A 12,907-nucleotide genomic window follows, 5' to 3' on the forward strand; every position below is an offset into this window, starting at 1 on the left:
CCGCAGCCTGTGTCTTTTTGTGGAACAAGCTGTCGGTTTCATGACGTGACCGTGCATTCCACAAAAATACCTTTCCTTTAAAGAATATGGACCTTTAAAGAAGCCAGGCCTTTAAAAATGCGGGGTTGCGCCACGGGCCGAAAAGGCCATGATCAGGCGCACCACGCAAGTCGTCCACGAAGAGCAGGAAAACATGTCCGCCAAATTCGATATTTCTTTCGCCAATTCCGCCTCGCTTGAAAACGCCCTTGCCGTTACGTTGCAGGCGTCGGGTGACGCACAGGCTGCTGCCGGCGCATCCGAAGCCGATCCGGGCGGCGTGATTGCCCGGGCGGCAAAGATTTCGGGCTTTTCCGCAAAATCGATGGCAACACTCGATGTGATCGCGCCGCAGGGCTCGAGCGCCGACCGACTTCTCGTCATCGGTCTCGGCAAGCCCGCGAAACTGGTCGCGCATGACTGGCTGCGCGCAGGCGGCACCGCCGCCGCCAACTTCAAAAAGGCCGACAAGGTTGCGATCTACCTCGATGCTCCGGGCGTCGAGGTTGGCGCGCAGGCGGCTGCGGATTTCGCGCTTGGCATTCTTTTGCGCGCCTACAGCTTCGATGCCTACAAGACCAAGAAGAAATCCGACGACGAAAAGACCCCGAAGAAAGTCGAGGTCGTCATCGTCACAGCCTCCCACCAGGAAGCGGAAAAGGCCTTTGCCGTGTCCGAAGCCGTTGCTGGCGGCGTGATTCTGGCGCGCGACCTCGTCAACCTGCCGCCGAACGTTCTCGGCCCGGTTGAGTTTGCCGAAAAGGCGGAAGAACTGCGCAAGCTTGGTGTCGAAGTCGAAATTCTCGGCGAGAAGGAATTGAAGAAGCTCGGCATGAACGCGCTTCTCGGCGTGGCGCAGGGCTCTGCGCGTCCGCCCCGTCTTGCGGTCATGCAGTGGAATGGCGGCTCCAAGAAGGACGAGCCGATCGCCTTTGTCGGCAAGGGCGTCGTTTTCGATACCGGCGGCATTTCGCTGAAGCCCGGCCTCAACATGGAAGATATGAAGGGCGATATGGGTGGCGCCGCCGCTGTCACCGGCCTCATGCATGCGCTGGCGGCCCGCAAGGCGAAGGCGAATGTGATCGGTGTGATCGGTCTCGTCGAAAACATGCCTGATGGTAACGCCCAGCGCCCCGGCGACATTGTCACCTCCATGTCCGGCCAGACCATCGAGATCATCAACACCGATGCCGAAGGCCGTTTGGTTCTGGCCGATGCGCTCTGGTACACCAAGGAGCAGTTCAAGCCGAAATTCATGATCAACCTCGCCACCTTGACAGGCGCGATCACGGTTGCGCTCGGCAATCTTCAGGCCGGCCTTTTCTCCAATGACGACGAGCTTGCAACGCGCCTTGCGCAGGCGGGCGAGGTCACGGCGGAAAAACTATGGCGCATGCCGCTCGGCAAGGATTACGACAAGATCATCGATTCCAAGTTCGCCGACATGAAGAACAGCTCGGGTCGTCTGGCAGGTTCCGTCACCGCCGCGCAGTTCCTCAAGCGCTTTGTGGGCGAAACGCCATGGGCGCATCTCGACATCGCCGGCACCGCCATGGGATCGCCGCTGACGGAGATCAACCAGTCCTGGGGATCGGGTTATGGCGTGCGTCTGCTGAACGAGCTCGTTCGCGCCCATTACGAAGATTGAAGCGAGCGGAGCGGCACGTCTGCGGATGACTGAAATTCTGTTCTACCATCTGACGGAATCGAAGCTGGAGGATGCGCTGCCGCCTTTGCTCGAGAAATCGCTGGAACGCGGCTGGAAGGTCGCGATCCAGACGGTGGACGAGGAGCGGCGCGATTTCCTCGACACCCATCTCTGGACCTTCCGTGACGACAGTTTTCTGCCGCACGCGACGGACAGCTCATCCGCAGCACAAAGCCAGCCGATTCTTTTGACGGCGTCTGTCGGCAACGCCAACGGGGCGAGCGTGCGTTTTCTGGTCGATGGCGCCGAACCGCCGGCGGTGGAGGCCTATGAGCGCATCGTTTTCATGTTCGACGGATATGATGCCTATCAACTCGAAATGGCGAGAAATCACTGGAAAAGGCTGAAGACCGAAGGTCATGCTTTGACCTATTGGCAGCAATCGCCGGAAGGGCGCTGGCAGAAGAAGGCCTGATCGCGTGGCATCGGGCTTCCGCGCAATTGGTTCCATATGCAAACAGACCGGCGAAAATTCGCATGTGGCGTCAACTGCCGGTTTTTGCATTATGCGCCAAAAGGGAGCGCACCTTAAACGGGCGCCCGATTTGATCGAGGCGTTCCGGTTGATCCGTATGCCCTGATCGAGGGCGGCTGCCACGGGTGAAACAGCAGAAGGACATGAGCATGGGACAGGCGATATCGCGACCGGAGAGAGAAACCGAGCGTTTGGTCGCGGTTCGATCAATCATGTCCTTCAAGAATGCGGAAATGCCGGAACTGGAAGTGCTGTCGCAACTGGGGCAGGGGGTTTTTGACGTACCGCGCGCAGCCGTGCATATCGTCGACGAAGATTGGCTCCATATTGCCGAACAGGCGGGGATGCAGCTTTCGGAATGCCCGCGCGATCTGTCTATCTGCAATCGCGTCATCGCCAGGCAGGATGTCGTGGTCATCTCCGATCTGACCCAGCACCCGGATTTCCGCTTCATGTCCTATGTAAAAGGCGGTCCGGAATTGCGTTCCTATGCCGGCGCTCCGATCGAGCTGGAACCCGGGCTGGTCGTCGGTGCCTTTTGCCTTGTCGATACGGTGCCGAGAAAATTCTCCCACGGCGAAATCGACAATCTGAAGCATTTCGCATTGCTGGCGGCTGCACTCCTGCGTCTTCAGAAAGCCAATTTCACGATGAGCCTGGCGGAGCGCGAATTGCGGGATGCGGCGATGACCGATCCGCTGACCGGTTTTTACAATCGCAAGGCGCTGGAGGCGATTGTCGACAGCCAGCTCGGCGCGGCCCTGCGGGAGAACGAGGCCTTCGGTGTGCTTTATCTCGATCTGGATGGCTTCAAGACGATCAACGACACATTCGGCCACCCGGCGGGTGACCGGGTGCTGACCGCCGCTGCCGCACGCATTCGCAATGCGATCCGCGCCGAGGATACGGTGGTGCGCATGGGCGGTGACGAATTCGCCATTTTCATCCCCCGTCCCAGCACATCTGAGGTGATGAACGGGCTGGCCGATCGGCTTCTGGCCGCTTTCCGCGAACCCTTCGATGTCGACGGGCAGGCGGTCGGCGCCCGTCTCAGCATCGGCGGCGCAATCGCTCCGCAGGCGGGTTCGGACCGTGCCACGCTTTTGCGCAGTGTCGACGAGGCGCTGTATCAGGCCAAAAAATCAGGGCGCGACCGCTTCGTCAGCCGCGCCCTTTGATATATCTGGGTTCCGGCAACCCCTTGGCCTTCTCAGTCGTAGAAGGAATCCACGAATTTGTGGCGGCCGAGCAGGAAGGCGTCAGCCACATGGGTTAGCGGTGCAAGGTCGACGTCCGAGCGGCCGGCCTTGATGATCTCCGCGAAGCGCTCGTAAAGCGCCGGATATTCCCGTTCCGGCTGCGACAGTTTCTCTTCGCCGTTGATCGAAAGCTTCGCGCCGCCTTCCGACAGAACCATCCGTCCGGCTGCGGTTTCGGCAACGATATCCCAGCTTTGCTTGCCGGTCTGGCGCCAGTCGAATTCGGCGTGCACCGGCATTTTCGTCACGTCTGAAAAATGCAGGTCGGCGGCGATGGGCGCGTCACGGTTCTCCGGGAACTCAAGGGTGGCCTTGGTCAGGAACAGCGCGCGCGGCAGGATGTGGGTGATGATCGACAGCGCATTGATGCCGGGGTCGAACACGCCAAGACCGCCCGCCTGCCAGATCCATGCCTGGTTCGGGTGCCAGTGGCGCACATCCTCTTTCCAGATCACATGCACATTGTCGATTGTCGTCGAGGCGAGAAACGCCTTTGCGGCTTCCACCGCTGGCGCATAACGCGAGTGCCAGCTTGCAAACAGCGAGAGGCCTTTGGAATCCGCAAGGCGGACAAGGTCCTGAACCTCCGAAAGGGTCGCACCCGGCGGCTTTTCAAGAAAGACATGCTTGCCCGCATTCAGTGCGGCATAGGCGGCCTCGTAACGATATTGCGGTGGCATGCACAGCGATACCGCCTCGATCTGCGGAACAGCTTCCAGCATCGCCTCGATGGTGCCGTAGGAAGCCACGCCATCCACCGTGCCGTGGCGGCTCGCCGTGGCGATCAATTCGAAATCCGGATTGCCTGCAATGGCTGGAAGATGCTGGTCGCGAACGATTTTGCCGACGCCGACAATGGCAAGCTTGGTGGCTGACATGGACTGGAACCTGTTTGAGTACGTCATGGGATAAAGTGTGACTTTACAAGTTTTTAGCAGAAACAATCAAAGGAGCAAGGTGATCGGCCTCGCAGGGTCAGTGTTTTTTCAGTTCTTTGCACTTGCAGCACAAATAGCAGTTATTGCGAATTTATATTGGATGATGTCCAAATTTTGCAAATATTATCTCGAAGTATGAAGTTTTGATTTTTTGTTTTTAATGGGAATGATTTAATGTATATTCAGTAAATATTCGATGATGACTTTATGAATTTTAGATTTCTCTTGAATAGATTCAAAAGAGCAAGTGTATGTCATTTTTAATTGATGATGACCGTTCGTCCGGTTTCGTTCAGAAAGTCAACGAAAGCAATCGCCAATTCAATACATATGGTTTGGTTTTCGGCATCCTCCTCTATAATCTGTACATATTCGTCGACATGACGCTGGTGCCCGAGATCATCTGGCTGGATCTCGTCGTCCGGTTGTTCATTATCACGCCGCTCCTGTTCCTTTATTTTCCCGCGCGCTATTATGCGGTACGGTCACGACCCGATGCGATCACCCATGAAGCGCTTCACGCGCTGGGTTGTGTTATCGTCGTCGGATCGCTGATGTTCATATATGCTAATGCGCAGACCGCGGCGGCGAGCGAATATTACATGGGCATCGTCACGGTCGTCCTTTACATGAATACGATCCATCGTGGACCGTTTCAGTTTGCCGCTATGGGAACGGTCGGATGCATGGCCGTTTTTATCATCGGCATGCAATATGTGACGGTGACGAGCGAGGTGGCCAAAATGCCGGCGATCATGTGTTCGGTCGGCATCAGCATTGTTTCATTATTCGCGGCCTATCGCATCGAAGAAGTTGATCGGCGGGATTATCTGGCGTCACTACGTGAAAAGACGCTGCTGCAACGTATTCAAAATGCCAATCATGAGCTTAAGCAGCTTTCGCATACCGATCAGCTAACCGGAATCCGCAACCGTCGCAGTTTTGATGAGGCGGCGGATAACGCTTCCGGCAATGGCGGCAGGCCACGGGCGCTCATCCTTCTCGATGTCGACTATTTCAAGAATTACAATGATTCAGAGGGGCATGTGGCGGGAGATGATTGTCTGCGAATGATTGCCGGCAGACTGCGCGGAGCGCTCCGCAAGGATGATGACGACAGAAGTTTCGTCGCGCGTTATGGCGGCGAGGAATTCGTGGTTTTGCTCGACAATTGCGCCGCGCCCGCAGCGCTTGCCGTCGGGGAAAGGCTGAGACTGGCCGTGTCCGACGAGGCCATAAGGCATCCGAGCCGTCCCGACGGGCTCGCCATCGTCACTGTCAGTCTGGGAATAGCAGTTTCGATCGATGGCAGGGAAATAACATCGGAAATGTTGAACCGGGCAGATGTTGCGCTTTACGAGGCGAAGCGTCAGGGCCGTGACCGGCTGGTTCTGGCCACCGGGCATAGTGGGGCGATTGCGAGCTCGAAAGACTTCGCCGGTGCCGAATCCGCCCCGGTAACATAGGCCGGCCGGATCGGTCTGCGGTGTATTTGAATATGGTCCCGCCAAAAGCGGGATTTGTGAAGGCCAAGTGCCGGAACGCCGGCGCCATAACAATAATGACCGGGGGATATGCAGATGATGGAATTGATCGCCACCCAGGCGGCGGCATCCGCCGCCGAGCTTCCATTTCTGCTGCTCCAGGCCGCCGCCGTCGTCGGCATGGTGTCAGTGCTGATCCTTTTGCGGCGAGAAATAGCCCTCGATGACCCACGTTACAAAGTCTATTACGGCATCATATTCGGCGCTGCCGGTTTTTTGCTGACGCTGCTGGTCTCCGAATTCATCAAGCTGCCCTCCAAACCCTATATCCGCTCGGACCTCCTGTTCATGGCGGGGGTGCTGGGATCCTGGCAGGGCGGATTGATCAGTCTTGTACTTGTCGCCGCCGGGCGCTTCGTTTTCGGCGGCCCCGTTCTGTTTTTCGCCGCCTTCCAGGATATGGTGGTCATATCGGCTTGCGGGATCCTGATGTATGGCTGGATGAGCAAACGCCGCCTCAGCGATCTCGGGATTCTGGATATTCTCGGTGTTTTCGCGGTCCGGTTCGTTGCCGTACTACTTGCCATTTCCCTGTCATTCGGTCTGGGCCTGATCGACCAGTCGCTGTTTCTGACCGCGATCGGCCGCCGCACTATCGGTGCGGTCGCCGTAGGCCTGCCGATGATCGCCTGCCTCTTCATTTTGCTCCGCAGCGAAGCGCGGGCGCGTGAAGAGGTGAAAAACCGCGAAACCGCAGCCCGTACGGATTCATTGACAGGCCTGCCCAACAGGCGCGCCCTCAAGGATCATATCGAGACGGCGACGCGGCTCGACCCAGCCGTTCCGCACGCTCTCGTGCTGATCGAAATCGTCAATATCGCCGATGTCGCCGCCTGTGAGGGCGAAGATTGGGGCGATCTTTTCTGGCCTAGGCTGGCGCAGGAAATCTGCGACGATGACAACGGCCTGCTGTCGAAATCAAATGCGCCACGCAGCTTCATGTTCGGCGATACGACGCTTGCTGTCGTCCTGCGGGGAATTGCGCTCGAAAAGTCGGAAGGGACGAGATTGATGATGCGTCTCCACGATGGGCTGAGCGCATTTTCCAGATCGACGGGGGCAGGACCGGCTCCGTATCTGAAAATCGGTGCCGCCAACCTCGATATGCTTTCCCGGCAGAATGTCGCCTCCTTCCTCCGGCATCTCAGTCTGGCGCTGAAGGGAGGCGAAAACCCGGTGCAGATTTTCCCCTTTTCTTTCGCCGAGAAAGCGACAAGGGACGAGGGGGTGCGGCAGATGCTGGTCAGCTGGATCAAATCCGGCGAGCCGCCGATCTATTATCAGCCGAAATTTGAAATGCATAATCGCCGCATGATTGGCGCGGAGGCCCTTTTACGGGCGGTGGACGTGCGCGGACAGCCGCTCTCGCCCTATTATGTGCTGGAGATTGCCGAGCGCCACCGGCTGCTGGTGGAGTTCGAGTGGTCGACGATCGAAGCCGTTGTCCGCGATCTCGCCGACCTGCATAGCCTCGATCCGGATTTTCACCTGGCGGTGAATATTTCCGCCTCGTCCTTTGCCTCGCCGCGTTTCGCAGACCGGGTCGTGGCGCTTCTGGACAAAATGGCGGTTCCGGCGCATCGCCTGTCGATCGAGGTGACGGAGATGAGCAGGATACCCACCACGGACATCGTGCAGCAGAATTTCGACAGGCTGAGCGCCGCCGGCGTACGGCTGTCGCTGGATGATTTCGGCACGGGTTACGCCGCACTCACCCTGCTGGCGAGGTTCCCTTTCGAGGAGGTCAAGATCGATCACTGGATGACGTCCCGGCTCGACCAGTCAAGGTTCAGGGAGGCCATCGCGCTCGCCTTCGAAAGCGCCGAGCGTTACGGTGCCAAGCTGGTGACGGAAGGCATCGAAACGGAGGAGCAGAGCAGGCTTCTCATGCAGATGGGTATCCGTTTCGGCCAGGGTTATCTCTATTCACCTGCCGTGCCGCTTGAGCGTTTGCAGCCGCGCAGGGAATGCGCCTAGTCCTGTCAAATGAAATTCGGCGTCCTGCGGATTGAATGTTGCCCTGGTCTGTGCTGAGGAAGTTCTTCAACGAACCCATGGTCCGACCGTGTTTTCCGGTCACGCGAGCGAACGCATGTTTGAAAACAACGACGCTGGGAACGACAGACCCGGCAAACCTTTGCCAGAGACAGCAGCCGCACGGGCAACGGGCGCCAGCCCATCCCTGCGTATTGTCGCTGATGCTGCGTCCGGTCGCCAGGGCATGCCGGGCGACCCGCGCCTGCCGGCCGCACGGTCCTTGCTCAGGACGCTGCTGGTCTGGGCGCTTTTTATGGTGGCGGTCATTTCCGCCCTGGCGGCTTACCAATATGTGAGCCTGCTTGGCGAACTGGAGCGGCAGAGCGATGCCCTGCAGGCTGAGGCTTCGCGCCGCGCGGATCAGCACGACGCCCATGTGACCGCGCTTTCGGCGGTGGTGCAGGCGGAGCAGGGTGCCAACCACAGCCTGCTGCTCGAAGTGGCGGCGCCGATCCTGCAATTTTACCCGCGTATCGATGAAGTCCAGCTGGTTTCCCTCAACGGCGAAAGTCCTGCCATCGGTACCCGGCCGCTGGAAGATGAACTGGCGACGGCGATCCGCAAGGCGGCATCGGTCTTTACCGGCCGGCCCGCATTGCTGGCGAGCGCATTCAGGCCCGGGCACTATATGATCGTCAAACGCAGCCCCAACAGCGAGACGGCGTCGAAAGTTCTGGTGCTTGCCGTGGACAGTGCGGGACTTTTGGCCTCCGATGCGCCATTCTGGTCGTCGAAACAGGCCGTGATCCGGCTGAAAATGCCGGATGGTACAGTACTGTTCGGTCCGCAGGAACCGACTGAAAAACCGCAATATGTCCGGCAGCTGAGCAGCGCCAGCCAGCCGCTGCTTCTGGAAGTTGCCCTGTCCATCACCTGGCGGGACCTTTTACCAGGCTGGGCTCTGCTGGCGGGGGTGGCGGGCGCCAGTGTCATTTTCCTCCTCGGCATCGTGATGGCAAGACAGAGGACGCGCATGCGGGTCGCCGAAAGGCGGGCAGAACTGAGCGGCATGGAAGCAAGGCTCACCCATGCGTCGCGCGTCAATGCGCTGGGCGAGATGGCCAGTGGCCTGGCACATGAGCTGACCCAGCCCCTGACGGCGATCTTGGCGCAGGCGCAGGCAGGCCGCCGGCTTCTTGCCCGTCATGACCTGGCAACACTTTCCGGGGCTCTGGATGACATGGTCGAACAGGCGCGATGCGCTTCCAACATGCTCGACCGGTTCCGCAACTGGTCTCTGCCGCACCGCCAGCCGGCGGTGGCGCATGACCTGCGCGTGGCGCTACGCAACGTCGATGCGCTGCTGGCCGGTGAGGCGGCGCGTCAGCATGTGGTTATCGATATCGCCGTGCCGGACGTGCCGCTTGCCGTGAGAGTCGACCCGGTGGAAATCGAGCAGGTGATGTTCAATCTCCTGCGCAACGCCCTCGATTCTCTCGGTAGCTCGGAGGTACGAGGCGTAGTCACTGCCACTCTAAGCCGGCAGGGCGATTTCGCGGTGCTGGAAGTCACTGACAATGGCCCCGGTGTAGCGCCGGAACTGCGCGGCCGGCTTTTCACGCCTTTCGCAACCACGAAAAACAACGGCATGGGACTGGGACTTGCGCTCAGCCAAAGGCTGGTGGAGCGCGCCAACGGTGAAATCCTTTATCTCGACGGTGAAAAGGGTGCCGTTTTCCGGGTCGTTCTACCCATGGCGGAGGCGCAGAGGCCATGACGTTGCCCGTCTATCTTGTTGATGACGATGCGGCGGTGCGTAAGGCGCTGATCCTCCTGTTGTCCACCGTTGGCATCAAGGCGAGGGGCTTTGCCGATCCCATGGTTTTTCTCGGGCAGTTGTCGAGCCTCGAGCCGGGCTGCCTCATCCTCGACATCCGCATGCCGGCGATCACCGGCTTGAAGCTACAGGAAAAGCTGTTGCAGGAAGGTGTCGACTGGCCGGTCATCATCATTTCCGGCCATGGCAATATCGATGCCTGCCGCCGTGCCTTTCGCAACGGCGCGGTGGATTTCCTCTCAAAGCCCGTGGATGAGCAGGATCTGATCGACGCGATCCAGAAGGCGCACCAGACGCTTGCCCGGACGCTGGATGCAAAGGCGCAGCAGGCCGAGACCGTGGCGCTGTTGTCGCTGCTGACAGCCCGTGAGCGGGAGATACTCGAACGCATCGCGCTCGGCTTTACCACCCGCCAGATTGCCGAAGGGCTTGGCCTGTCGCCGCGCACGGTCGACAGCCACCGCGCCGCCATCGGCCTCAAGCTCGGAACCACATCACAGGCGGAAATGACAAGGCTTTGGCTGGAAGGCGGCGGGGATAGCTAAACGTGGATCGGTAGAACTACCGACTGGCCGGCCAGTCTTACGGATTCGCGGCTGGGCGCCTTGCGATTAGGGTGCAGTCCTTACCACGCAAGAGGACCTTTCCATGCTCCGTAACCTTTTTATCGCTTCGCTTCTGATTGCCCCTTCGGCAGCCTTCGCACAGTCCTTGCCGACCGCGCCCTATCTGCCGCTCGAAATGGCGGAGAAGGCAGCCAAGGCAGCGCTTCAGGCCTGCACCGCAAAGGGCAGCGCCGTCACCGTCACCATTGTCGCCCGTGACGGTGCCACCAAGGTGACGCTGAAGGCCGACGGTTCCGGCCCGCATACGGTCTCCAGCGCAACCGGCAAGGCCTTTGCGGCCGCATCGCTTGGCCGTGACATTGGCGAGATTGCCGACTTCATCGCTTCCAAGCCTGCCAATGAAGGTCTGCGGACCATGGATGAGCGTCTGGTCATTCAGGCTGGCGGCCTGCCGATCAAGATCGGTGAAGCCCTGGTTGGCGGTATCGGTGTTGGCGGCGCACCGTCGGGCGCCATTGATGCCGAATGCGCCCGCGAAGGCCTCACCGCCATCGGCGCGAAATAAGCATCGTCAATATGGATCCGGCGGCTTCGCAGGAAGCCGCCGTTCTGCACGCCAGCGCCGCGCCGTCGCGCATCAGCCCGCCATTGCTTCCTCATATTCGCCGGAAAGCAGCAGCCATTGCTCTTCCGCATCGGAAAGTTTGGCGGCGGCTTCGCCACGCTCTTTCACCTTCTGCGCGGCCTTGGCGGGCGCTTTTTCATACAGGGCAGGGTCCGCCAGTTCCGTGTCGAGCGCCTGAATCATTTTCTCAAGCTTCGCCGTCAGGGATTCGATTTCATTGATCTTTTTCTTGAGCGGGGCGAGCTGGGCGCGCTTTTCCGCATTGGCCTTACGCTGGTCGGCTTTCGATGCCTGATCGGCAGCTGCCTCGACCTTGTCTTCCTTCCTCTTGCCGGAGGAAACGACGAGATCGCGATATTCCTCCATATCACCTTCGAAGGTTTTGACCGTGCCGTCGGCCACAAGCCACAGGCGATCCACCGTCGCCTCGATAAGATGCCGGTCGTGCGAGATCAGGATGACGGCGCCGTTATAATCGTTCAGCGCCTCGATCAGCGCCCGGCGGCTGTCAATGTCGAGATGGTTGGTCGGTTCGTCGAGGATGAGCAGGTTGGGCGCGTGAAAGGCCGCAAGCCCCATCAGCAACCGGGCCTTTTCGCCGCCCGACAGGTCCTTTGCCGCTGTCGCCATCTTCTCCGTCGCAAGGCCCATCTGCGCCACCCGTGACCGCACCTGGGCCTCCGGCGCCAGCGGCATCAGCTTGCGCACATGTTCGACCGGCGTTTCATCCGGCACGAGATCATCCAGCTGGTGCTGCGCGAAGAAGCCGATCTTCAGGCCGGGCGCGACCCGAAGATCACCCGCCTGCGGGGCAAGCCGGCCGGAGATGAATTTTGCAAAGGTCGATTTGCCGTTACCGTTTGAGCCGAGCAGCGCGATGCGGTCGTCATTGTCGATCCGCAGATTGAGCTGTTTCAGGATCGATTTGCCCGGCTCGTAACCCACGGCGCCGCCATTGATGGCGACGATGGGCGATGCCGGCTGCTTTTCCGGTTCGGGAAATGTGATCGGCTGGACATGATCTTCGATCACGGCGGCGACGGTGCCCATGCGCTCCAGCGCCTTGATGCGGCTTTGCGCCTGACGCGCCTTGGTGGCCTTGGCGCGAAAACGGTCGATGAAGCTTTGCAGATGTTTGCGCGCGGCGTCGTTCTTGACCTTGGCCTTCATCTGCAATTCGTCGGCCTCGGCCTTCTGCCGCTCGAACTGGTCGTAACCGCCGCGATAGAAGGTCAGCTTCTTCTGGTCCAGATGCACGATGGAGTTGACGGCGTTGTTCAGGAGATCGCGGTCGTGGCTGATGATGATGACGGTATGCGGATAACGGCGGATATAGTCTTCCAGCCAGAGCGTGCCTTCGAGGTCGAGATAGTTGGTCGGCTCGTCAAGCAGCAGAAGATCCGGTTCGGCAAACAGCACCGAGGCAAGCGCCACGCGCATGCGCCAGCCGCCGGAAAAGGAGGAGGCGGGACGAAGCTGTGCTTCGTGATCGAAGCCGAGGCCGGCAAGAATGCTCGACGCACGGGCCTCCGCCGAATGGGCGTCGATATCGACGAGCCGCATCTGGATTTCGGCGATCCGGTGCGGATCGGTTGCGGTTTCCGCCTCGGCCAGCAGCGCGCTGCGTTCCTTGTCGGCGGAAAGCACGATGGAAATCAGCGATTCTTCCGTTCCCGGCGCTTCCTGTGCCACCTGGCCGATGCGCGCCTGTTTCGGGATCGTTACCGAACCGCTTTCCGCAGAAAAATCGCCGGTGATGACCCGGAACAGGGTGGATTTGCCGGCGCCGTTGCGGCCAACGAGGCCCGCCTTCACGCCCGCGGGAAGCGTCACGCTGGCATGGTCAAGAAGCAGACGCCCGGCGATGCGGGCGGAAAGATCGGTAATCGTAATCATGGCGCCGTTTTGGCTGAACTGCGTGGCCAAGGCAAGAGCGCCC

10 protein-coding genes are annotated in these 12,907 nt (G+C 59.7%); 8 read left to right on the plus strand and 2 right to left on the minus strand.

Annotated elements, in window-relative coordinates; translation table 11 throughout:
• Nucleotides 1-193 precede the first annotated feature (193 nt).
• The 3 genes from AGR13A_RS05265 to AGR13A_RS05275 all read left to right on the plus strand — a co-directional run bounded on the left by AGR13A_RS05265 (nucleotide 194) and on the right by AGR13A_RS05275 (nucleotide 3,400).
• Nucleotides 194-1,687 (plus strand): leucyl aminopeptidase, encoded by a 1,494-nt coding sequence (locus AGR13A_RS05265; RefSeq protein ID WP_080836571.1) that lies wholly within the window; start codon nucleotides 194-196, stop codon nucleotides 1,685-1,687.
• 25 nt (nucleotides 1,688-1,712) lie between these two features.
• A complete protein-coding gene (locus AGR13A_RS05270) occupies nucleotides 1,713-2,162 on the plus strand; it encodes a DNA polymerase III subunit chi (RefSeq protein ID WP_035217932.1) in 450 nt (149 codons plus the stop codon).
• 209 nt (nucleotides 2,163-2,371) lie between these two features.
• A complete protein-coding gene (locus AGR13A_RS05275) occupies nucleotides 2,372-3,400 on the plus strand; it encodes a sensor domain-containing diguanylate cyclase (RefSeq protein WP_080836573.1) in 1,029 nt (342 codons plus the stop codon).
• 32 nt (nucleotides 3,401-3,432) lie between these two features.
• Here the strand turns inward: AGR13A_RS05275 and AGR13A_RS05280 are convergent, their stop codons facing one another.
• Entirely contained in the window at nucleotides 3,433-4,359 is a 927-nt protein-coding gene (locus AGR13A_RS05280) for a Gfo/Idh/MocA family protein (RefSeq protein ID WP_080834061.1), read from the minus strand.
• Nucleotides 4,360-4,670: 311 nt separating this feature from the next.
• Between AGR13A_RS05280 and AGR13A_RS05285 the strand changes: the two genes are divergently transcribed.
• The 5 genes from AGR13A_RS05285 (at nucleotide 4,671) to AGR13A_RS05305 (ending at nucleotide 10,908) form a co-directional block, all read left to right on the plus strand.
• Entirely contained in the window at nucleotides 4,671-5,885 is a 1,215-nt protein-coding gene (locus AGR13A_RS05285; RefSeq protein ID WP_080834063.1) for a GGDEF domain-containing protein, read from the plus strand.
• A 114-nt stretch (nucleotides 5,886-5,999) separates the two neighbouring features.
• Nucleotides 6,000-7,940 (plus strand): EAL domain-containing protein, encoded by a 1,941-nt coding sequence (locus AGR13A_RS05290; protein WP_080836575.1) that lies wholly within the window; start codon nucleotides 6,000-6,002, stop codon nucleotides 7,938-7,940.
• Between the two features lie 115 nt (nucleotides 7,941-8,055).
• Nucleotides 8,056-9,717 carry a sensor histidine kinase gene (locus tag AGR13A_RS05295; protein ID WP_080836577.1) on the plus strand — a complete coding sequence of 554 codons (1,662 nt, stop codon included), beginning with the start codon at nucleotides 8,056-8,058 and terminating at the stop codon, nucleotides 9,715-9,717.
• The gene (locus AGR13A_RS05300; protein ID WP_080834065.1) at nucleotides 9,714-10,322 is read left to right on the plus strand and encodes a response regulator transcription factor; all 609 of its coding nucleotides are present in this window, start codon (nucleotides 9,714-9,716) and stop codon (nucleotides 10,320-10,322) included. Before AGR13A_RS05295 ends, AGR13A_RS05300 begins: the two co-directional genes overlap by 4 nt.
• Nucleotides 10,323-10,425: 103 nt before the next feature.
• Nucleotides 10,426-10,908: a GlcG/HbpS family heme-binding protein gene (locus AGR13A_RS05305; protein WP_080834068.1), complete on the plus strand. Its 483-nt coding sequence runs from the start codon at nucleotides 10,426-10,428 to the stop codon at nucleotides 10,906-10,908.
• A gap of 72 nt (nucleotides 10,909-10,980) precedes the next feature.
• Here AGR13A_RS05305 and AGR13A_RS05310 read toward each other — a convergent pair whose 3' ends face one another.
• Nucleotides 10,981-12,864 (minus strand): ABC-F family ATP-binding cassette domain-containing protein, encoded by a 1,884-nt coding sequence (locus AGR13A_RS05310; protein ID WP_080836579.1) that lies wholly within the window; start codon nucleotides 12,862-12,864, stop codon nucleotides 10,981-10,983.
• Nucleotides 12,865-12,907 lie beyond the last annotated feature (43 nt).

It is taken from the genome of Agrobacterium genomosp. 13 str. CFBP 6927 (assembly GCA_900012615.1).
Classification (GTDB): domain Bacteria; phylum Pseudomonadota; class Alphaproteobacteria; order Rhizobiales; family Rhizobiaceae; genus Agrobacterium.